The sequence below is a fragment of the Veillonella sp. R32 genome (genome assembly GCF_010093125.1).
Lineage (GTDB): Bacteria > Bacillota > Negativicutes > Veillonellales > Veillonellaceae > Veillonella_A.
In genome coordinates this window covers 21,301-43,065 of the sequence record NZ_NMZQ01000031.1, presented here as the reverse complement: position 1 = coordinate 43,065, position 21,765 = coordinate 21,301, and the positions used below count along the sequence as shown (strand labels likewise).

The window sequence follows — 21,765 nt, the reverse complement described above, 5'->3', positions numbered from 1 at the left end:
TCGACGCTTTTATTGTAACGGATTTTATTCAATATGTCTTTTTTTTGTACAAAAAAAGTAGGCGCCAAGAGGACACGCAACTTGCGTTTCTCTTTAGCGCCCCAAAATAAATTATAGAACCGTTTTTTGTATTATAAAACACTATTTTCGATATGCGATAAAACTATTTTAGATAATAGGGTTTATTCCTAAAAGTCATATGAAGAAACCCTTGAAGTTTAGCAGGTTTTCAAGTTGTTCTATAGAAAAAGACATGTTCTAAACCGTACATATCCTTATTTGATATAGCTTTATGGCACTTTTTGCTTTAGTTGTACTTTGTATACATGTTATAATGAACGTGTCCAAAAGATAGAGGGATGGAGTGATCTTAGCCCATCCTGGACATTTTAAAACGAAAACTACAAGATGATAACGGGATATACTCGGTTACCATATCGAGTAGCTATAAAGGAAACATAGTTTAGATTGTAATGAAGGATGAGGTACAGTATGCGTAAAGAACATGATTTTTTAGGCGAATTAGAAGTAGCTGATGAATTGTATTATGGGGTGCAAACATTGCGCGCTATGGAAAACTTCAATATTACGGGTAAACACATTGACCATGATTTTATTCGTTCCTTAGCGATGGTTAAGAAAGCTTGTGCATTGGCTAACATGAAAACAGGTCGTATGGATCCAACGATTGGTAATGCCATTGTAAAAGCAGCTGATGAAATTATTGGCGGAGGCTTAGTGGACCAATTCCCTGTTGATCCTATTCAAGGCGGTGCGGGTACATCGTTCAATATGAACATGAATGAAGTATTGGCAAACCGTGCCCTTGAAATTTTGGGACATCCAAAAGGAAGCTACGATATTATTTCTCCTAATAACCATTGTAATATGGCGCAATCTACGAATGATGCGTTCCCAACGGCTATCAAAGTATGTGCTATTTTAAAAAGCAAACCTTTATTAGCGGCTTTACAACGATTAGTAGATGAACTTGAGAAGAAAGCAGACGAATATAAAGAAGTCCTAAAAATGGGTCGGACTCATTTGCAAGATGCGGTGCCAATTACTTTAGGCCAAGAAATGGGGTCCTATGCATCGGGTATTCGTCGTGGTATTAAACGTATTGAATCCTCTATGTTAGGGGCTCACATTGTAAACATGGGTGCTACGGCTGTTGGTACAGGCCTTAATGCAGAACCTACTTATATTAAAGACGTAGCGGCTGAATTATCCGCTGTAGTAGGTGAAGAATTCTATACAGCTGAAAATTTAATTGATGCCACTAATAATACAGACGTATTTGCTGATATTTCCAGTGGTATGAAAGTAACAGCTTTAGTGTTAATCAAAATGGCGAATGATTTCCGTTTAATGGCATCGGGCCCTCGTTGTGGCATTGGTGAATTAAAATTACCGCCTCGCCAACCAGGATCTTCTATTATGCCAGGTAAAGTAAATCCTGTTATTGCAGAAGTACTTAATCAGGTATGTTACCAAGTAGTGGCTAATGACTTAGCCGTTACCTTAGGCGTTGAAAATGGTCAATTTGAATTAAACGTAATGGAACCAGTTATTGCTTATAATTTATTCAATGCTATGTGCTACTTGAAAAATGGTGTAAATACATTTGTAGATAAATTATTAATTGATTTAGAAGCTGACCGTGAACGTTGCCAATATTGGTTAGAACGCAGTGTTGGTATTGTCACTGCTTTATTACCGCATGTAGGCTATGAAAATGCGTCCGCTTTAGCAAAAGAAGCGTATACGACTGGTCGCGCCATTAAAGAAATTATTCTTGAAAAAGGCTTGTTGACTAAAGAAGAAATGGAACATATTTTATCCCCTGCAGAAATGACGAAACCAGGGATTGCTGGTGCCGATATTTTAAAAGTAAAAGGTAACTAATTTAATTAGGTCCCCCTTATAAAAAGCCCAAGGCCAGATGTAATAATACATCGAGCCTTGGGCTTTTGCATATTTTTCTATATGGTCTTCTATATGTTTTTTACATAGTTTGTAAGCTATGTAGCCATTGGGTTGTATATTGCATAGGGTCTGTTTGCTCCATTGCTTCATGCATGATGCATACACCAGCTAGGCCTGATGGGAGAGTCTGCCAATTATGTTGATAAATACCACCGATGGCGTAGGTAGGGCAGCCTAAATCGATAATCTGTTGCAAGATTTTATGGGAACGAGGGGGTAAACAAGGCTTGCAACGGGATTCAAATACGTGTCCATATACGAGCCAGTCACTATGATAGGCGAGTGCTTCTTGGGCCTCTTCATAGGAATGAATGGCTACCCCTATAGGGATTGAGTTCCTTATGGCCGGGGATAACTTAGTTAGTTCCGCCATGGATACTTGCAAGGGGCAGTTATAGGTTAGCGCTAGGTTAGGATGATGATTAACGATTAGTTTGACATTGTAATTGACTGCCAATGGTTGCAAGAATCGCAGTACTTGCTCATAGGTTCCCACACTTAATTCCTTAGCGCGCAAGACTAAACGATGAGGTTTACTTTTGATTAATGTGGCCATATAGGTAAGCACGTGTTGTAATGTAATATCTGTATACGCCAGCTTACTATATTGTGATTCACTATAGCGTAATTCATTATAGCGGGGGTTCTTGCCTAGGGAGTCATTATATTGTGAGTCAACATATTGGGGCTTACCAAATTGTGATGAATCATAGGGTGTATGTTTTAAAAAATTGATTATTGCCGGAAAATGGGTTACATAGGTAAGGGATAAGGAGGAGTGCCTAGTTGATAGCGTAGTTGTAGTAGGTGGTTGAGGTTTAGAGTCGGATATGGTCATGGTAGACTACCTGTAAGCCTTGGGCCACAATATCTGCATGCATCTGAGCCACACTGCGCGTATCATTAATATCAAATTGATCACTACTTTTATGCTTGTTACTTGCACTGTGTCCACCTACATCAACTTGTACACCAGCAGAAACTTTAGTGGCGCAAATTTTCATGACCGCATTGCGGAAGGATTCGCTTTCGCGACTGGACACCGTAATGTGGGCATGGGGCATAAATAAACGATAGGCACACATAATTTGTACTAAGTCGCGATCACTCACTAAATGATTGAAATGGCCTAGTTCGCCATTAATAGGTCGTAAGCGAGGTACTGAAAAGCTGAGTTCTGCTTCAGGAAAGGCCGTTTGCACTGATTGCAAGTGGAGACCTGTGGCCAAGGCATCGTGGCGAAAATCGCTTAGGCCTAAGAGCGCGGCAAAGCCAGCCCCTCGAAAACCGGCGTTAAGGGCCCGTTCTTGGGAATAAAAGCGATAAGGAAAACTGCGTTTATTGCCATACGGATGATAATATTCGTAGGCTGTTAAATCATAGGTTTCCTGAAAAACAGTGACAAAGTCAGCGCCTGCTTGATGCAATATTCGGTAACTAGCTTCATTGGTAGGATAAATTTCAATTCCAATATTAGCAAAATACGGTTTGGCTAGCTCGAGTGCACTAGCAATATAGTCAATGGAGGAGTGGGCCTCTGATTCACCAGTTAAAAATAGGATTTCTTGCAGGCCTGTAGCGGCGATGGCTTCTAGTTCGCGCTGAATTTCTGATTTTGTTAGTTGTGCTCGTGGGATAGCTTGCTGGCTGTTAAAACCACAGTAGCGACAACCATTGTGGCAGTAGTTGGCGATGTACAGCGGTGTAAACAGTTGGATGTTATTGCCGAAGTGAGCTCTAGTGAGGGTTTGTGCTTTGTGAGCCATCATTTCTAAATAAGGGCCAGCAGCGGAGCTAAGCAGGGCCATAAAGTCATAGGCGTTGAGGGTAGTTTTAGTAAGTGCTGTTTCTACATCTTGAGCAGTAAAGGCCGCATCATTAAATTCGGATTTCAAGGCTAACACTTGATTCATACGAGCTGGGTCTAATTGATCCATTTGTTCCGTGTAGGACATAATATCTTTCATCATAAGCTCCTTGTAGGCTAGATTAGGAAATGTAATAGACGATATAGGTTATGTAATGGGCTAGTAGTATAAATACAATTTAGTTATCTAAGAAGCCTGTTAATGGGCTGGATGCATCCCCTTGCTGGGTGAGCACACGCCCTGTTTTGGCGAGATAGCCTAGGCGACCGGCTTGAATGGCTAGCTTGAAGGCGGCACACATTTGGGCCACATCACCAGCCGTGGCAATAGCTGTATTACACATAATGGCACTAACGCCCATTTCCATAGCTTCACAGGCTTCGGAGGGTTTGCCAATACCTGCATCTACGATGACTGGTAAGTTGGTACTTTGCAATACAATGTCGATAAATGGTTTGGTGCATAGACCGCGGTTACTGCCAATGGGAGCCGCTAAGGGCATAATGGCAGCAGCGCCTGCTTCCTCTAACGCTTTAGTGGCATAGTAATCGGGATACATGTAAGGCAAGACGACAAAGCCTTTAGCCACTAATAATTTGGTGGCACGAATCGTTTCATCGTTGTCTGGTAAGAGCCAGCGCGCATCGCGAATGATTTCTACTTTGATAAAATCACCACAGCCCATAGCGCGGGCTAATTCAGCGATACGCATAGCTTCTTCAGCGGTGCGGGCCCCTGAAGTATTGGGTAATAAGGTTACATTAGGAGGGATAAAGTCCAAGATGTTTTCTGTGCCTTCTGGATTAGCGCGTCGTAGGGCGAGTGTTATGATTTCGGCTTCGCCACTAGCGACTACCGCTTTGATTAAAGGGAGGGAGAACTTGCCCGAGCCTAGGATAAATCGAGAGTGGAAGGTTTTAGGGCCTAAGGTGAAACTATCTGTTTGATTTGCTGGTGCAGTTGTTGTCATGTGACATCTCCTTTGTTAAGAGTAAATGTAAGAACATGGTAGCTTGGTGGGCGGCGCAAAGCATAACTCGTGGTGCTAGAAGACCTAAACTACTTTCACTATGGCCGTCACCAGTTTGATAATACTGAGGGAGAATTTGTTTAGTCTTTACTGTATTGGGCTCGTCATAACCACTGACACCACTGGCGCCGATGAGCGTAGTATTAGGGTAATGGGTGATGACATACTCCGTTAAGGCTGCTTTGTTTTCAGGGGCATCAAAGGCTTCTAGGATATAAGGGAAACCAATTAAATAGTCATCATAGTTGTGAGCATCAATTGTGTCGTGAATGGCCGTTACTTTTACAAAAGGGTTGATGCGGTGTAATAAAGCTTTTAAAGCTATTACTTTAGGTTTCCCTAAATCACTTAACTCATAGGCTTGGCGCCCTAGATTGGTAATGTCTACGATGTCTTTATCAATGATTGTTAATTCGCCGATGCCTAGGCGGGTTAAGCTCATTGCTATATGAGAGCCTAGGCCCCCTGCGCCACAGATGGCGACACGGCTATGTTTTAAAATCTGGTATATACGCTGGCCGTAACGGGCTTCCCAGATAGCATCGTAGGCAGCTTCGTCTGGTGCCTCGGTGACTGATCGAGCTATGAGCGTATCACCGTCTTGTAAGCAGGGATTATCTTGAAACGAAAAGCCGTTTAACAAATGTAAGCTTGTTGCTTGTAGATTATATTTTGAAAGTACATCGAGGGCAGAAGCACCAGTGGCTACGTCCAGTGTTTGCCCATTAAGGGTAATATGCATTAGCCGCCTCCTACAAAATGAACAATTTCTAACGTATCCGTATCTAAGAGCCACGTGCTTTCAAATTCACTTCGTGGCACGATGGTACGGTTCCGTTCTACTACTACACGTGTGCTTTGGTAGCCAGCCGTAGCTAGGTAGTCTGCTACGGTTATAGAGGTAGGTAGTGTTTGTGATGTGCCGTTTACTATCATGAGGGCCTCCTTTTATATTAAGTATGTTTTAGGCAAATAAAAAAAGGCATAAAGGAAGAACACCCTTTTGGTGGTGTTCCCCTTTATGCCTACATATTTGCTTAAGTTGGTTTCAGTATAACAGAAATGAAAGAGGAAAGAAAGAGGGAATTGTAAAAAGATACGATAAAAATAGTTTTGACAAAGATAACTATTAATGCTATAATACTAAATTGCAAATGTACTCAATTAGAGCGTGATGTGTCTATCACCTTCATTCTGTGCAACGCATAGAATGAACCGATGAGTATGAATAAATAAGACTATAACATTGTTACTGATAAAGGGTAAATCTTCCAAGGTTGTGTCAGCCGATGGCGAAGCAAGGTTCAAAAGAAAAAATTGAGAGCCTTGCTTATTTTGTCATTGTGTTGACAGGAAAACTGAGACCTGGATATTTGTCTTGTGTCATACCGTTATAGAATAGAAGGTAAGCCAATTGAAATGAGGGGTGAAAGCTGGTATGTTCAAACCTGAGCAGGTAGGTAAAAGAACGCGTTATACGTATGCTAAAATTGACGAAGTTCTAGAAATGCCACATTTGTTGGACGTGCAACGCAAGTCTTACGAGTGGTTTTTGGAGAGCGGTTTACAAAATATTTTTGACGATATTTCTCCGATTAAAGACAATTCAGGTAATTTAGTGCTTTCTTTTGAAGGTTTTAGCCTTGGAGAGCCAAAATATGATATTAACGAATGTAAAAACCGTGATGCTACATATGCAGCACCATTGCGTGTTAATGTTCGTTTGATTAATAATGATCCAGAAAATCAGGATATTAAAGAACAAGAAGTATTCATGGGTGATTTCCCATTGATGACCGAAACAGGCACATTTATTATTAATGGTGCTGAACGTGTTATCGTATCCCAGTTAGTGCGTTCTCCAGGGGTATATTACACTCGTGAAATTGATACCATGGGTAACCGTTTATATGGTTCTACGGTAATTCCTAATCGTGGTGCTTGGATTGAACTTGAAACAGATGCTAATGAAATGGTAGCGGTTCGTATTGACCGTAACCGTAAATTACCAGCAACTGTTTTAATCCGTGCCCTTGGTTGGAGTACAGATGAATCCATTTTAGAATTATTCTGGAATGGTGAAGTTGATGAAGATGGTAATCGTTTATATGATGAACGTTTAGTTCGCACGTTAGAAAAAGATACCACTGAATCCGCAGAAGAAGCATTGGTAGAAATTTATAAAAAGCTTCGCCCAGGCGAACCACCTACCGTAGAAAGTGCGCGCAACTTATTTGATAATTTATTCTTCGATCCTCGTCGTTACGACTTGGCTCGTGTAGGTCGCTATAAATTAAATAAAAAATTAGGTTGGCGCCAACGTATGCTAGGCCAGACTTTGGCTCAGCCAATCGTAAATATGGAAACAGGTGAAGTGATTGTTGATGCTGGCACTGTAATGAACGAAGAACAGCTAGATATCGTTGCTGACAGTGGCGTATTTAACGGTGAAGGTTTTGCTGAATTCTATGTAAAAAATGCAGATGGCACATCTTTCAAAGTAATTTGTAACAACTGCAATTTACCATTTGAACATCGCACTGTAACTCGTGAAGACATGATTGCTAATATTAGCTACTTGTTAAACCTTATGGACGGTGTAGGTCATGTAGATGATATTGACCATTTGGGTAATCGTCGTTTACGTTGCGTGGGTGAGTTATTGCAAAATCAGTTCCGCATTGGTTTAACTCGTATGGAACGTGTTGTGCGTGAACGTATGACAATTCAAGATAATGCTATGATTACGCCACAAGCATTGATTAATATTCGTCCTGTAGTAGCAGCGATTAAAGAATTCTTTGGTTCTTCGCAGTTATCCCAGTTTATGGACCAAACAAATCCACTTGGTGAATTGACCCATAAACGTCGTTTATCTGCCTTAGGGCCTGGTGGTTTGTCTCGTGAACGTGCTGGTTTCGAAGTTCGTGACGTGCATCACTCTCACTATGGTCGTATGTGTCCGATTGAAACCCCAGAAGGTCCAAACATCGGCTTGATTTCTTCTCTTTCCAACTATGCGAAAGTGAATGAATTTGGTTTCATTGAAGCGCCATATCGCCGAGTAGAAAAAATCTATGGTACGGGTGCAGATGCTAATAAAATTGTTAAAGTACAAGTTACGGAACAAGTTGTATATATGACAGCCGACGAAGAAGAAGGCATGACGATTGCACAGGCTAACTCCATTCTTGATGCGGAAGGCTGTTTCGTAGATGCTCATATCGCTTGTCGTCGTGGTCATGAAGTCCTTGAAGTTGTGCCTGAAAAGGTTGACTACATGGACGTTAGCCCTAAAGAAGTTGTGTCCATCGGTACCGCTATGATTCCATTCCTTGAAAATGATGATGCGAACCGTGCTTTGATGGGGGCGAACATGCAGCGTCAGGCGGTGCCATTGCTTCGTGCACAGGCTCCACTAGTTGGTACTGGTATGGAATACAAAGCGGCTTGTGACTCTGGCGTGTGCGTATTGGCTAAAGAAGAAGGGGTCGTTACTCGTTGTTGGGGTAATGAAATTCACGTTATGCGTGATAATGGTCGTGTAGATATTTATAAATTAAATAAATTCTTGCGTTCCAACCAATCCACTTGTTTCAATCAAAAACCAATCGTATTCCGTGGTGACCGCGTGGTAAAAGGCCAAGTATTGGCTGATGGGCCAGCTACTGATGGTGGCGAATTAGCACTTGGTTTCAACGTACTTGTTGCCTTCATGCCTTGGGAAGGTTATAACTACGAAGATGCTATCTTGCTTAGTGAAGAACTTTGCAAAGAAGATATTTATACGTCTATTCATATTGAAGAGTATGAATGCGATGCTCGTGATACTAAATTAGGGGCGGAAGAAATTACCCGTGAATTGCCAAATACAGGGGATGACAATCTTCGTAACCTTGATGAAGATGGTATTATCTGCATTGGTGCGGAAGTACATCCAGGGGACATCCTTGTTGGTAAAGTAACACCAAAAGGGGAAACTGAATTAACGCCAGAAGAACGCTTATTGCGTGCTATCTTTGGGGATAAAGAACGTGAAGTACGCGATACTTCTTTGCGCGTGCCTCATGGTGAATCTGGTAAAATCGTTGACGTTAAAGTGTTTACTCGTGAAAATGGCGACGAATTACAACCAGGGGTTAATAAATTAGTTCGTGTATATATTGCGCAGAAACGTAAGATTCACGAAGGCGATAAAATGGCTGGTCGTCATGGTAACAAAGGTGTCGTTTCCCGCGTTATGCGTCAAGAAGATATGCCATTCTTGCCAGATGGCACACCAGTTCAAATTGTATTGAACCCATTGGGCGTACCATCTCGTATGAATATCGGTCAGGTATTAGAAACTCACCTTGGCTGGGCTGTACAAGGTCTTGGTATGCAGATCAAGGCAACTGACCTTAAAATTCAAAATGTATTAAATCAGGCTAAAGCTGATAGTCGTTATTGGGATAATATTGATCGCATTAAAGAATTATATGCTGAAATGGAATCTTTACAGGCTAAAGTGGCTGAAAATGTAACCATTTCACATTTAGATGTAGATAGTGAAATTGATGCACGCCGTGAAGAAGCGCTGGGCTTAATTTATGAAGAAGCGCAGAAACAATTAAATACCCTAGGTGGTCGTGCTCGTTATGATGAGTTGCGTGCTCTTGAAAAGAGCTATAGCGATGCGGAAATCGAGTACTTCGATGATGAAGAACAAGCACCAGAAATGGAAGAATCCCTACAAGAAGAGTTAAAACAAATCTCTGTAGTGGTAGATATTATTGATGCTATCGAAACAGCTCGTGAAAAACGCGAAGAAATCCGTAAAGATTTAGAATCGTATGGCTATGACTATGCAACCTATGGTATGCCAAAACCTGATGTAGCAGGTATCCATATTGCTACACCAGTATTCGATGGTGCTCACGAAAGTGATGTATTTAATACCCTTCGTATTGCTGGTAAAGAAGATGACGGTAAGACCGTATTATATGACGGACGTACTGGGGAACCAATGGATAATAAAGTTACCGTTGGTTACGTGTACATGTTGAAACTTCACCATCTTGTAGATGATAAGATTCATGCTCGTTCTACGGGTCCATACTCCTTAGTAACGCAACAGCCATTGGGTGGTAAAGCTCAATTCGGTGGTCAGCGTTTCGGGGAAATGGAAGTATGGGCATTGGAAGCTTATGGTGCAGCCTATACCTTGCAGGAATTATTAACCGTTAAGTCTGACGATGTGGTAGGTCGTGTTAAAGCATACGAAAAAATCGTTAAAGGTGAAAATATTCCTGAACCAGGCGTGCCAGAATCTTTCAAAGTATTGCTTAAAGAACTTCAAAGTATCGGTCTTGATGTGAAAATCTTGAATGAAGATCAAGAAGAAGTAGTAATTAAAGAACTCGATGACGATGATGATGTAGATACAAATGAAGATGAAATCAAAGAAGTAATGGAAGGCTCAGATACAACCTCTACGGAAGGGGAATTACCAGACGTTGAAGAATCAGAACCTGTAACTAGTGGCGAAGATGACGACGTGTTAAGCGCTATGGCAGCGTATGGTGATGAGTCCGACACAGATGAAGACTAATATTTGAGTATCCAAAAGAAGGGAGCGATACTTGTGCTAGACGTTAATGAATTCGATTCTATGCGAATTGGCTTGGCTTCGCCGGACCAGATTTTAGAATGGTCCTATGGGGAAGTCAAAAAGCCAGAAACAATTAACTATCGTACGCTTAAGCCAGAACGTGATGGCTTGTTTTGCGAGCGTATTTTTGGACCGACTAAGGACTGGGAATGTCATTGCGGTAAATATAAACGCATTCGCCATAAAGGCGTAGTCTGCGATAAATGTGGTGTAGAAGTGACTCGTTCTAAAGTTCGCCGTGAACGCATGGGTCATATTGTCTTAGCTACACCAGTGTCTCATATTTGGTATTTCAAGGGGATCCCATCTCGCATGGGTCTCATCCTTGATGTATCACCACGTTCCTTGGAACGCGTACTGTATTTTGCAGCGTATATCGTTGTAGATCCAGGCAGTACGCCTCTTATGAAACGTCAATTACTATCTGAAACAGAATTCCGTGAATACGAAGCTCAATTCAATGAAGAAGACTATAAAATTAATGGTAAGCAAGTTGAAATTGAAACCGTAGCACAACGACGTGAACGTTTGGCTGTTATTGCAGAAGCAAAACGTAAATTAGCAGCTAACGAAGCGTTGAAATTGAATACGGATATTCCAGAAGAAGAAAAAGAATACGAAGAATTAACTCGTGAAGAACGCTACGAATTAGGCGCCGTAGAAGAAGTAGAATTCGTATGTGTTGACATGGGGGCCGAAGCGATTAAAGCGTTACTAAGCGAATTAGACTTAGAAAGCCTCAATGTAGAACTTCGCAGTGAATTAGAAACAGCAACGGGGCAACGTAAGATTCGTGCCGTACGTCGCTTAGAAGTAGTAGAAGCATTCCGTCAGTCTGGTAATAAACCAGAGTGGATGATTATGGATGTAGTACCAGTAATTCCACCAGAATTACGTCCAATGGTTCAACTTGATGGCGGCCGCTTTGCTACGTCTGATTTGAATGATTTATATCGCCGTGTTATCAATCGTAATAATCGTTTAAAACGTTTATTAGATTTAGGGGCACCTGATATTATCGTGCGCAACGAAAAACGTATGTTGCAAGAAGCTGTTGATGCTCTTATCGATAATGGTCGTCGTGGCCGTCCGGTAACTGGTCCTGGTAACCGTCCTTTAAAATCTTTATCCGATATGCTTAAAGGTAAACAAGGTCGTTTCCGTCAGAACTTGTTAGGTAAACGTGTTGACTACTCCGGTCGTTCTGTAATCGTAGTTGGTCCAGAACTTAAAATGCACCAATGCGGCTTGCCTAAAGAAATGGCTCTTGAATTATTCAAACCATTTGTTATGAAACGTTTGGTAGAACGCCAACAAGCAAGCAATATTAAAGCAGCGAAACGTCAAGTAGAACGTATTGGTCCTGGCGTTTGGGAAGCCTTGGAAGAAGTTATTAAAGAACATCCAGTGCTCTTGAACCGTGCCCCTACACTTCACCGTTTGGGGATTCAAGCGTTCGAACCAATCCTTTGGGAAGGTCGCGCTATTAAATTGCATCCATTAGTATGTACGGCCTTCAACGCTGACTTTGACGGTGACCAAATGGCATGTCATTTACCATTGTCTGTTGAAGCACAATCAGAAGCGCGTACACTTATGTTGTCCTCTCATAACATCTTATCCACTAAAGATGGTAAACCAGTAGCGGTTCCATCTCAGGATATGATTTTGGGGACTTACTACTTAACGGTAGTACGTCAACATACTAAGGAAAAAGCAAAATACTTCGCCAACTATGATGAAGTTATGTTAGCTTATGATTCTGGTATTATTGGTTTGCAAGATATTCTTTACATTCGTGAAGAAGGGTATGGTCGTGTTGAAACAACTGCAGGCCGTTTGATCTTTAACAATGCGCTCTATCCAGAGCTTCGTCAATATGAATTGCAAGAAGATGGTCATTATACCTTGGGCCGCGTTATGGACAAGAAAATGGTTGGTAAATTAGTTGACCAATGTTTCCAATTATTTGGCAACGAAAAGACGGCTGAACTTCTTGACCGCGTAAAATCTTTAGGTTATTCCTATGCACGTCGTGCTGGTATGACTATTGCTATTGCGGATATTAAAGTACCAACTGAAAAAGCTGATATTTTACGCAAAGCTGATGAAGATGTAGATAAAGTATCTCGCAACTATCGTCGTGGTTATATGTCTGAAGACGAACGTTATCGTAAAACGATTCAACTTTGGACACAGGCTACTGAAGATGTAACCGATGCCATGATGGATACAATGATGCGTGACCAAGAAGGGTTTAACCCAGTTTACATGATGGCTATTTCTGGTGCCCGTGGTAACAAACAGCAGATTCGTCAGTTGGCGGGCATGCGTGGTTTGATGGCCGACCCATCTGGTCGAATCATCGACTTGCCAATTAAAGCAAACTTTAAAGAAGGCCTTACTGTATTGGATTACTTTACCTCCAGTCATGGTGCGCGTAAAGGTTTGGCCGATACGGCGCTTCGTACAGCTGACTCCGGGTACTTAACACGTCGTCTTGTTGATGTATCGCAAGACGTTATCGTTCGTGAAGAAGACTGCGATGTAGTGGGTATTGATTTAGTGCGTGAACGTGCGCGTCTAGCAAGCTCTACACGTCAGGCTCTTGCTCTATTAAAAGATAAATTGATTGGTCGCGTTCTTGACAAAGATGTAGTAGATACAGCGACTGGTGAAGTTGTTTTAGCTGCTGAAACAGTATTAACACAGGCTGATTTAGATGTATTAGCTGATCATAAGATTACTGATATCGATCTTCGTGGCGCTCATTTAGGCAGCGATAATGATATTAATCATACTAATCTTGTACAGAAAATTAGCCTTGGTGAAACGGATGAAGGCATTCGTCAAACCTTGCGTGAAACTATGGTTCAAAATATGCTTGGTAAGGATACCGTTAATGCCGTTGTAGATAGCGAAGGCAATGAAGTATTCCCTGCTCATAGTGCGCTTACTGAAGCTGGCATTGAAGCTATTCTTGACAGTGATGTAAAAGAAGTACAAGTACGCAATAATGACATTCATGGCATTGAAGTAGAGGCTATTGTAGAAGGTCAAGGTATTATTGAACCATTAAAAGATCGTATTATTGGCCGTACTGCTGCGGAAGAGTTAATTAACAAAGAAACGGGCGAAGTTATCGTGCCGCTTAATGGTGAAATTACAGAAGAATTGGCTGATGAAGTAGTAAAACACTACGAAACAGTTAAGATTCGCTCTGTATTAACTTGTCGTTCCCCATATGGCGTATGTATGAAATGTTATGGTCGTGACTTAGGTACTGGTAACCAGGTTCAAGTAGGGGAAGCAGTAGGTATTATTGCGGCTCAGTCTATCGGTGAACCAGGTACACAGTTGACGATGCGTACGTTCCATACAGGTGGTGTCGCTGGTGACGATATTACACAAGGTTTGCCACGTGTTGAAGAATTGTTCGAAGCACGTCGTCCAAAACGTCATGCCATTATTAGTGAAGTAGAAGGTACGGTTCGCGTTGTACCTAATGATAATAAAAAAGGCACAAACACTATCTTTGTAACTGATAAAGATGGTGTGGAATTTGATTATCTCATTCCTTACGGTGCTCGTATTATCGTTCGTGATGGTGACTTTGTAAAATTAGGCGCTCGTTTAACGGAAGGTTCTATTAACCCTCATGACATTATGCGCGTAATGGACACTGAAGCTACTCAGCGTTATCTTGTATATGAAGTACAAAAAGTATACAAATCGCAAGGTGTAGAAATTAATGATAAACATATTGAAGTTATTGTTCGTCAAATGCTTCATAAAGTAAAAGTAGAAGAAGTAGGCGATGCTGACTTATTGCCAGGCGATCCTATTGATGTAAATACTTTTGAAGAAGAAAACCGTCGTTTAATCTTAAATGGTAAACAACCTGCTACAGGTAAACGCATTCTTCTTGGTATTACAAAAGCCGCATTGGCAACCGATAGTTTCTTATCGGCCGCTTCCTTCCAGGAAACTACCCGTGTCCTTACTGATGCTGCTATTAAGGGCAAAATCGATCCATTGTTAGGTCTTAAAGAAAACGTTATTATTGGTAAATTGATTCCAGCTGGTACAGGCATGAGTCGTTACCGTAAAATTAAAGTTGTAAAAAAAGACCCTCAAGTGGAAGACGTAGCGCCTATTGATGTAACAGCGTCTGTAGAAGAATAAACTTCTTAGTAGTTTGTTTAGGGGCTTACGTATTAGCTAGAAAGCAAAAAAACGTGATACAGGCATAAGAACGTAAGCGTTTCAGAATTATATTTTAAAAGAGTGTCTCTCTTAATGGATAGAGGCACTCTTTTATATTTCTTGAGAAAGTTGTGTATGCTTATTTTGCAATCAATGCATAAGAGTGTATAAAATAAAGGAAAATAGTCAAAATATTGTATAAATTTTATAAAAATATACAGTGTGTAGCTGTTTTGAAACACACGGATAAGTGTACATATAAAAGCTAGCTAATATGCGGAAAATTCGCTATAAAATATGTTGACAGAGGAGGGGGAGTAATGCTAAACTGATATAGTGCTCAGGGGATAGTGTGCCTGAGTGCGATACAATCATGAGGAGCAAAGGTATGGAAATCGAAGTTTTGACATCGGCGAAAAAGACAATCGGAGCTAAACAGACGTCGAAAGCGATTATGCGCGGCGAAGTTCAGATGGTGTTTGTTGCTAACAACAGCGATGACCGAGTGGTGTTACCCATCCTTGAACTTTGTGAGAAACAAGCGGTGCCAGTAAATCAAGAATACTCGATGGAGGAACTTGGTAAGGCTGGTAAGATAAAAGTAAAAGCCGCTGCTATCGGCGTGCTTCGTTAATCTTGGTAATATCTATGGCAACACTTTGTTGTGGTAGATCAATTATAAATCTAATTGTTTGGAAAGGAGGTGCCCTAATGCCAACTATTAATCAGCTAGTACGTAAAGGTCGCGAAACCGTGACTACTAAATCTACGGCTCCTGCGTTGAAAAACTGTCCGCAGAAACGTGGTGTATGTACTCGTGTGTACACAGCTACTCCAAAAAAACCGAACTCCGCGCTTCGTAAAGTTGCCCGTGTTCGTTTAACAAACGCTATTGAAGTAACTGCTTACATCCCAGGCATTGGTCACAATTTACAGGAACACAGTGTAGTACTTATTCGAGGTGGTCGTGTTAAAGACTTACCAGGTGTGCGTTATCACATTGTTCGCGGTGCATTGGATACAGCTGGCGTACAGAACCGTATGCAGAGTCGTTCCAAATACGGCGCTAAAAAAGCTAAGAAATAATAGCTAACAATTGAAATCACACATCGTAGAGGAGGAAATAACATGCCAAGAAAAGGCCCTGTGTTGAAGCGTGATGTACTTCCAGATCCGGTGTACAACAGCAAATTGGTTACACGCTTCATTAACAAAGTAATGTACGATGGTAAAAAAGGTATTGCTGAAACTATCGTATATGATGCATTTGAAATTATTCGTTCCAAAATGGGTCAGGACCCAATGGAAGTTTTTGATCAGGCTTTAAAAAATGTAATGCCTGTGTTGGAAGTTCGTGCTCGTCGTATCGGCGGTGCTAACTACCAAGTACCAGTTGAAGTTCGCGCTGACCGTCGTCAGACATTAGGCATTCGTTGGATGGTAAACTATGCTCGTCTTCGTGGCGAACGTACCATGAAAGAACGTTTAGCTGGTGAATTAATGGATGCGTTCAATAACACTGGCGCAGCTATTAAGAAAAAAGATGATACTCATAAAATGGCAGAAGCTAATAAAGCATTTGCTCATTATCGTTGGTAATTAGTTAAGAGGAGTTGACATTCGTGGCAAGAGAATTTTCTTTAGAGAAAACTCGTAATATCGGTATCATGGCTCACATCGATGCTGGTAAAACAACCACAACGGAACGTATTCTTTACTATACAGGCCGAGTTCACAAAATCGGTGAAGTTCATGAAGGCGCTGCGACAATGGACTGGATGGCACAGGAACAGGAACGTGGTATTACAATCACGTCTGCTGCGACTACTTGTCACTGGAAAGATCATCGCATCAACATCATTGATACTCCTGGTCACGTTGACTTTACTGTAGAAGTAGAACGTTCGTTGCGTGTACTTGATGGTTCTGTTGCAGTATTCAGTGCTAAAGGTGGCGTTGAACCACAATCTGAAACTGTATGGCGTCAAGCTTCTACTTATGGCGTACCTCGTATCGCTTATGTAAATAAGATGGATACTGTAGGCGCTGACTTCTTCAATGTAGTAAACATGATGAAGGACCGTTTAGGTGCAAACAGTGTGGCTCTTCAGGTTCCAATTGGTGCCGAAGATACTTTCAAAGGCATTATCGACTTAATGACTATGAAAGCGGAAATTTACATCAGCGATGATGGTAAAGAATTCGAAATCACTGATATTCCTGCTGACTATGAAGAAATTGCAAAAGAACGTCGTGAAATGTTAGTAGATGCTATTGCTGAAACTGACGACGAAATCATGATGAAATACTTGGAAGGCGAAGAAATCAGCATTGATGAATTAAAAGTAGCTCTTCGCAAAGCAGTTTGTGAAAACAAATTGTTCCCAGTACTTTGCGGTTCTTCTTACAAAAATAAAGGTGTGCAGATGTTGCTAGATGCAGTTGTAGACTACATGCCATCGCCACTTGATATTCCGGCAATTAAAGGTGTTAACCCAGACACTGGGGCTGAAGAAACTCGCCCAGCATCTGATGAAGAACCATTCTCTGCATTGGCTTTCAAAATCATGGCTGACCCTTATGTTGGTAAATTAGCGTTCTTCCGCGTATACTCTGGTTCTTTAGAATCTGGTTCTTACGTATTTAACTCCACAAAAGGTAAAAAAGAACGTATTGGTCGTATCCTTCAAATGCATGCTAACAGCCGTCAAGAAATTGAACGTGTTTACTCCGGTGACATCGCTGCTGCTGTTGGTTTGAAAGATACTACAACTGGTGATACTCTTTGTGATGATAAAGCTCCGGTAATCCTTGAATCTATGGAATTCCCAGAACCAGTTATCTCCGTTGCAGTTGAACCTAAAACAAAAGCTGACCAAGAAAAAATGGGTATCGCTTTAGCTCGTTTGGCTGAAGAAGATCCAACTTTCAAAGTTCGTACTGATGAAGAAACAGGTCAGACAATCATTTCCGGTATGGGTGAGCTTCACCTTGACATTATCGTTGACCGTATGAACCGCGAGTTCAAAGTTGAATGTAATGTTGGTAAACCTCAGGTTGCTTACCGTGAAACGATTCGCAAAGCTGTTAAATCTCAAGGTAAATTCGTACGTCAGTCCGGTGGTCGTGGTCAATACGGCGATTGCTGGTTAGAATTGATTCCTCAGGAACCAGGTGCTGGCTTCGAATTTGAAAATAAAATCGTTGGTGGTGCGATTCCTCGTGAATACATCGGACCAGTAGAAAACGGTGTAAAAGAAGCTATGGAATCTGGCGTTATCGCTGGGTATCCAATGGTTGACATCAAAGTAATCGTATTTGACGGTTCTTACCATGATGTTGACTCCTCTGAAATGGCGTTTAAAATCGCTGGCTCTATGGGCTTCAAAGAAGGCGCTCGTAAAGCAGATCCAGTACTTCTTGAACCATATATGGCTGTAGAAGTAGACGTTCCAGAGGAATACATGGGCGACGTAATCGGCGACTTGAACTCTCGTCGTGGTCGTATGGAAGGTATGGAAGCTCGTAACGGTAGCCAGCATATCAAAGCATTCGTTCCATTGAGCGAAATGTTTGGTTATGCAACGGACCTTCGTTCTAAAACACAGGGCCGTGGTAACTACTCCATGACAGTAGACCATTACGAAGAAGTACCTAAGAAAATTGCTGAAGAAATTCAAGCAAAGAAAAATGGCTAATCCCTTGAGGGTTAACTCAATAAGTTAAATTTTAATTATCCGGGAGGACAATTCAAAATGGCAAAAGCAAAATTTGAACGTACTAAACCGCATGTTAACATCGGTACTATCGGTCACGTTGACCATGGTAAAACAACTCTTACAGCAGCAATCACTAAAGTATTGGCTGAAGAAGGTAAAGCTCAGTTCCAAGACTACAGCATGATTGACAAAGCTCCAGAAGAACGTGAACGCGGTATCACAATCAACACTTCCCACGTTGAATATGAAACTGAAAACCGTCACTATGCACACGTTGACTGCCCAGGCCATGCTGACTATGTTAAAAACATGATTACTGGTGCTGCTCAGATGGACGGCGCTATCTTGGTTATCGCTGCTACTGACGGCCCTATGGCTCAGACTCGTGAACACATCCTTCTTGCTCGTCAGGTAGGTGTACCAGCTATCGTTGTATTCTTGAACAAAGCTGATATGGTTGACGACGAAGAATTAATCGAATTAGTAGAAATGGAAGTTCGTGAACTTCTTTCCACTTACGAATTCCCTGGCGACGAAGTACCTATCATCGTAGGTTCCGCTTTGAAAGCTTTGGAAGGCGACGCTAAATACGTAGAAAAAATCAAAGAATTGATGGCAGCTGTAGACTCCTACATCCCAACTCCAGAACGCGATACTGACAAAACTTTCTTGATGCCAGTAGAAGACGTTTTCACAATCACTGGTCGTGGTACAGTAGCAACTGGCCGTGTTGAACGTGGCGAAGTTAAAGTAGGCGACACTGTTGAAATCGTTGGTCTTAAAGAAAAAGCAGAAAGCTATGTAGTAACTGGTCTTGAAATGTTCCGTAAAACTTTGGACTCCGCAGTAGCTGGTGACAACGTTGGTGCGCTTCTTCGTGGTGTAGACCGCAAAGACATCGAACGTGGTCAAGTATTGGCTAAACCAGGTTCCATTCACCCACACACTAAATTCAAAGGTGAAGTTTACGTATTGACTAAAGAAGAAGGTGGCCGTCATACTCCATTCTTCTCCAACTACCGTCCACAGTTCTACTTCCGTACAACAGACGTAACGGGCGTTATCGAACTTCCAGAAGGTACTGAAATGTGCATGCCTGGTGATAACATCACTATGAGCATCGAATTAATTACACCAATCGCTATCGAAGCTGGTCTTCGTTTCGCTATCCGCGAAGGTGGCCACACAGTAGGCGCTGGTGTTGTTACTGAAATCATCGAAGGCTAATTAGTCTTTTAAGTACTAGGTTAAACCTATACTTTGTGCAGCGCAGAGCGGCATGTGAGTGCCGCTCTTGTGTTGTGTTTTTAAACTATGATATAGAAGGTTGCCTCTGCGGAGGAGAATTTCTATGGAGCAGTTCATTCATGAAATGGACGACAGGAGGAAGTATTCATGGCAAAACAGCAAAAAATTCGTATTCGTTTAAAATCATACGATCACAAAGCTCTTGATCAGAGCGCGGCAAAAATTGTTGACACAGCAAAACGCAATGGTGCGTTAGTATCTGGTCCAATTCCATTGCCAACAGAAAAAAACATTTTCACAATTTTACGTTCACCACATGTTAATAAAGACTCTCGTGAACAATTCGAAATGCGTACACATAAACGTTTAATCGATATTCTTGAATCAAATGCGAAAACAGTAGATGCTATCACTCGTTTAGAATTACCAGCTGGTGTATCTATTGAAATAAAATTATAATAAGGAGGTGCGATTATGTCTAAAGCTATTTTGGGTAAAAAGTTAGGAATGACTCAAATCTTCACTGCTGAAGGTAAGTTAGTTCCTGTCACTGTAGTGGAAGCAACCCCAAGCGTAGTAGTGCGTGTTAAAACTGTTGAATCTGACGGTTACAATGCAGTACAGCTAGGTTATGGCTCCATTAAAGAAAAACATTTAACTAAACCTGTAAAAGGCCAGTTCGAAAAAGCCGGTGTAGCACCAGTTAAATATCTTCGCGAACTTCGCCTTGCTGAAGCAACTGATTACACAGTGGGCCAAACTCTGGCAGCTGATATCTTCGCAGAAGGTGAGTTGGTTGATGTTGTAGGTACAGGTAAAGGTAAAGGGTTTGCGGGCACTATTAAGCGCCACAACTTCCATCGTGGTCCTGTAACTCACGGTTCCAAATCTCATCGTGAACCTGGTTCCATCGGTCCTATGATCTCCGGTGGTGGCGGTAAGGTATACAAAGGCAAGAAACTCCCTGGACAAATGGGTGGCGGCAGAGTTACCGTACAGCGCTTATCTGTGGTTAAAGTTGATGCAGACCGTAACTTACTTTTAGTTAAAGGTGGCATTCCAGGCGCTAAAGGCAGCCTAGTAATGGTTCGCAACACGGTGAAACCTGTTAAATAACATTGTCGAAAGGAGGATCTCTAATGCCAACAGTAACAAAATACAATATGTCCGGCGCTAAAGTCGGTGAAATACAGTTAAATGATGCAGTATTTGCAGTGGAAGTTAACGAAGCTGTTATGCATCAAGCCGTAGTTCGTCAGTTATCTAACGAACGTCTTGGCACTCACGCAACTAAAACGAGAGGTCTTGTTCGTGGCGGTGGTCGTAAACCTTGGAAACAAAAAGGGACTGGCCGTGCTCGCGTAGGCTCCACTCGTAGTCCATTATGGGTTGGTGGTGGTACCGTATTTGGTCCACAACCTCGTAGCTACTACAAGGCAATGCCTCGTAAAGCTAGACGTCTTGCAGTTAAATCTGCGCTTAGCGATAAAGTAAACAACAACGAATTAATCGTATTGGACGAATTAACCTTAGCAGCTCCTAAAACTAAAGAAGTATTAAATCTTCTTAACAACTTCAACGTAGGTGATGCTAAAGTATTATTTATCACTGAAGGTGATATTAATGTAGAACGTTCCGCTCGTAACATTCAAGGCGTTAAAGCTTTGGCATGTGAAGGCGTGAATATTTTCGATCTTCTCCACTACGATAAGCTCTTCATCACTGAAGGTGCCGTAGCAAAGATTGAGGAGGTGCTCGCATAATGGAATTACGCGATGTTCTTATTCGTCCAATTATTACTGAAAAAACTACATTGCTTATGGAAGAAGGCAAATACACTTTCCGTGTGCCTTTGACTGCTAACAAAGTGCAGATTCGTCAAGCTGTAGAAAAAATCTTCAACGTTCAGGTAGAAAAAGTTGCTACCATTCGAGTTCTTGGTAAAGTAAAACGCATGGGCCGTACACAAGGTAAACGTAGCGATTACAAAAAAGCTATCGTAACTTTAAAGGCTGGCGAATCCATTGAATTCTTTGAAGGTGTTTAAGATAGTCT

At 41.6% G+C, this 21,765-nt stretch carries 17 protein-coding genes; 12 read left to right on the top strand and 5 right to left on the bottom strand.

Features of this window, described 5'->3' with window-relative positions; genetic code table 11:
• The first annotated feature begins 492 nt into the window (after positions 1 to 492).
• Positions 493 to 1,908, top strand: coding sequence for an aspartate ammonia-lyase (locus tag VER_RS07565; RefSeq protein ID WP_162100233.1), 1,416 nt, complete (start codon positions 493 to 495; stop codon positions 1,906 to 1,908).
• 100 nt (positions 1,909 to 2,008) lie between these two features.
• On the opposite strand, the gene VER_RS07560 is transcribed toward VER_RS07565, so the two are convergent.
• The 5 genes from VER_RS07560 to thiS all read right to left on the bottom strand — a co-directional run bounded on the left by VER_RS07560 (position 2,009) and on the right by thiS (position 5,823).
• Positions 2,009 to 2,827: a thiamine phosphate synthase gene (locus tag VER_RS07560; protein WP_255494030.1), complete on the bottom strand. Its 819-nt coding sequence runs from the start codon at positions 2,825 to 2,827 to the stop codon at positions 2,009 to 2,011.
• Positions 2,808 to 3,956, bottom strand: a complete 1,149-nt coding sequence (thiH, locus tag VER_RS07555; protein WP_238390180.1) for a 2-iminoacetate synthase ThiH — start codon at positions 3,954 to 3,956, stop codon at positions 2,808 to 2,810. The genes VER_RS07560 and thiH overlap by 20 nt, the downstream gene beginning before the upstream one ends.
• A gap of 79 nt (positions 3,957 to 4,035) precedes the next feature.
• Positions 4,036 to 4,827, bottom strand: coding sequence for a thiazole synthase (locus VER_RS07550; RefSeq protein ID WP_162100230.1), 792 nt, complete (start codon positions 4,825 to 4,827; stop codon positions 4,036 to 4,038).
• Positions 4,793 to 5,629 (bottom strand): sulfur carrier protein ThiS adenylyltransferase ThiF, encoded by an 837-nt coding sequence (thiF, locus tag VER_RS07545; protein WP_162100229.1) that lies wholly within the window; start codon positions 5,627 to 5,629, stop codon positions 4,793 to 4,795. The genes VER_RS07550 and thiF overlap by 35 nt, the downstream gene beginning before the upstream one ends.
• Entirely contained in the window at positions 5,629 to 5,823 is a 195-nt protein-coding gene (gene thiS / locus VER_RS07540; RefSeq protein WP_162100228.1) for a sulfur carrier protein ThiS, read from the bottom strand. The genes thiF and thiS overlap by 1 nt, the downstream gene beginning before the upstream one ends.
• A 502-nt stretch (positions 5,824 to 6,325) precedes the next feature.
• Here thiS and rpoB point away from each other — a divergent pair.
• The 11 genes from rpoB (at position 6,326) to rplW (ending at position 21,757) form a co-directional block, all read left to right on the top strand.
• The gene (rpoB, locus tag VER_RS07535) at positions 6,326 to 10,477 is read left to right on the top strand and encodes a DNA-directed RNA polymerase subunit beta (RefSeq protein WP_162100227.1); all 4,152 of its coding nucleotides are present in this window, start codon (positions 6,326 to 6,328) and stop codon (positions 10,475 to 10,477) included.
• A 33-nt stretch (positions 10,478 to 10,510) separates the two neighbouring features.
• Positions 10,511 to 14,722, top strand: a complete 4,212-nt coding sequence (gene rpoC, locus VER_RS07530) for a DNA-directed RNA polymerase subunit beta' (protein WP_162100226.1) — start codon at positions 10,511 to 10,513, stop codon at positions 14,720 to 14,722.
• Between the two features lie 409 nt (positions 14,723 to 15,131).
• Positions 15,132 to 15,377 (top strand): ribosomal L7Ae/L30e/S12e/Gadd45 family protein, encoded by a 246-nt coding sequence (locus VER_RS07525; RefSeq protein WP_115310802.1) that lies wholly within the window; start codon positions 15,132 to 15,134, stop codon positions 15,375 to 15,377.
• A gap of 77 nt (positions 15,378 to 15,454) precedes the next feature.
• Entirely contained in the window at positions 15,455 to 15,829 is a 375-nt protein-coding gene (rpsL, locus tag VER_RS07520; protein WP_115310803.1) for a 30S ribosomal protein S12, read from the top strand.
• A 42-nt stretch (positions 15,830 to 15,871) separates the two neighbouring features.
• Complete coding sequence (gene rpsG, locus VER_RS07515; protein WP_006555649.1) at positions 15,872 to 16,342, top strand: 30S ribosomal protein S7; 471 nt, start codon at positions 15,872 to 15,874, stop codon at positions 16,340 to 16,342.
• 23 nt (positions 16,343 to 16,365) lie between these two features.
• Positions 16,366 to 18,441: an elongation factor G gene (gene fusA / locus VER_RS07510; protein ID WP_162100225.1), complete on the top strand. Its 2,076-nt coding sequence runs from the start codon at positions 16,366 to 16,368 to the stop codon at positions 18,439 to 18,441.
• A gap of 57 nt (positions 18,442 to 18,498) precedes the next feature.
• Entirely contained in the window at positions 18,499 to 19,689 is a 1,191-nt protein-coding gene (tuf, locus tag VER_RS07505) for an elongation factor Tu (protein ID WP_162100224.1), read from the top strand.
• Positions 19,690 to 19,857: 168 nt separating this feature from the next.
• Positions 19,858 to 20,169 carry a 30S ribosomal protein S10 gene (rpsJ, locus tag VER_RS07500; RefSeq protein ID WP_040770779.1) on the top strand — a complete coding sequence of 104 codons (312 nt, stop codon included), beginning with the start codon at positions 19,858 to 19,860 and terminating at the stop codon, positions 20,167 to 20,169.
• Positions 20,170 to 20,184: 15 nt separating this feature from the next.
• The gene (rplC, locus tag VER_RS07495; RefSeq protein WP_115310805.1) at positions 20,185 to 20,826 is read left to right on the top strand and encodes a 50S ribosomal protein L3; all 642 of its coding nucleotides are present in this window, start codon (positions 20,185 to 20,187) and stop codon (positions 20,824 to 20,826) included.
• Between the two features lie 23 nt (positions 20,827 to 20,849).
• Positions 20,850 to 21,473 (top strand): 50S ribosomal protein L4, encoded by a 624-nt coding sequence (gene rplD / locus VER_RS07490; protein ID WP_162100223.1) that lies wholly within the window; start codon positions 20,850 to 20,852, stop codon positions 21,471 to 21,473.
• Complete coding sequence (rplW, locus tag VER_RS07485; protein WP_006555655.1) at positions 21,473 to 21,757, top strand: 50S ribosomal protein L23; 285 nt, start codon at positions 21,473 to 21,475, stop codon at positions 21,755 to 21,757. Before rplD ends, rplW begins: the two co-directional genes overlap by 1 nt.
• Positions 21,758 to 21,765: the final 8 nt, after the last annotated feature.

Bases quoted from the DNA above. Each gene is read 5' to 3' on its own strand.
- VER_RS07565 (WP_162100233.1), top strand. From the start codon at position 493: ATGCGTAAAGAACATGATTTTTTAGGCGAATTAGAAGTAGCTGATGAA.
- VER_RS07560 (WP_255494030.1), bottom strand. From the start codon at position 2,827: ATGACCATATCCGACTCTAAACCTCAACCACCTACTACAACTACGCTA.
- thiH (WP_238390180.1), bottom strand. From the start codon at position 3,956: ATGAAAGATATTATGTCCTACACGGAACAAATGGATCAATTAGACCCA.
- VER_RS07550 (WP_162100230.1), bottom strand. From the start codon at position 4,827: ATGACAACAACTGCACCAGCAAATCAAACAGATAGTTTCACCTTAGGC.
- thiF (WP_162100229.1), bottom strand. From the start codon at position 5,629: ATGCATATTACCCTTAATGGGCAAACACTGGACGTAGCCACTGGTGCT.
- thiS (WP_162100228.1), bottom strand. From the start codon at position 5,823: ATGATAGTAAACGGCACATCACAAACACTACCTACCTCTATAACCGTA.
- rpoB (WP_162100227.1), top strand. From the start codon at position 6,326: ATGTTCAAACCTGAGCAGGTAGGTAAAAGAACGCGTTATACGTATGCT.
- VER_RS07525 (WP_115310802.1), top strand. From the start codon at position 15,132: ATGGAAATCGAAGTTTTGACATCGGCGAAAAAGACAATCGGAGCTAAA.
- rpsL (WP_115310803.1), top strand. From the start codon at position 15,455: ATGCCAACTATTAATCAGCTAGTACGTAAAGGTCGCGAAACCGTGACT.
- rpsG (WP_006555649.1), top strand. From the start codon at position 15,872: ATGCCAAGAAAAGGCCCTGTGTTGAAGCGTGATGTACTTCCAGATCCG.
- tuf (WP_162100224.1), top strand. From the start codon at position 18,499: ATGGCAAAAGCAAAATTTGAACGTACTAAACCGCATGTTAACATCGGT.
- rpsJ (WP_040770779.1), top strand. From the start codon at position 19,858: ATGGCAAAACAGCAAAAAATTCGTATTCGTTTAAAATCATACGATCAC.
- rplC (WP_115310805.1), top strand. From the start codon at position 20,185: ATGTCTAAAGCTATTTTGGGTAAAAAGTTAGGAATGACTCAAATCTTC.
- rplD (WP_162100223.1), top strand. From the start codon at position 20,850: ATGCCAACAGTAACAAAATACAATATGTCCGGCGCTAAAGTCGGTGAA.
- rplW (WP_006555655.1), top strand. From the start codon at position 21,473: ATGGAATTACGCGATGTTCTTATTCGTCCAATTATTACTGAAAAAACT.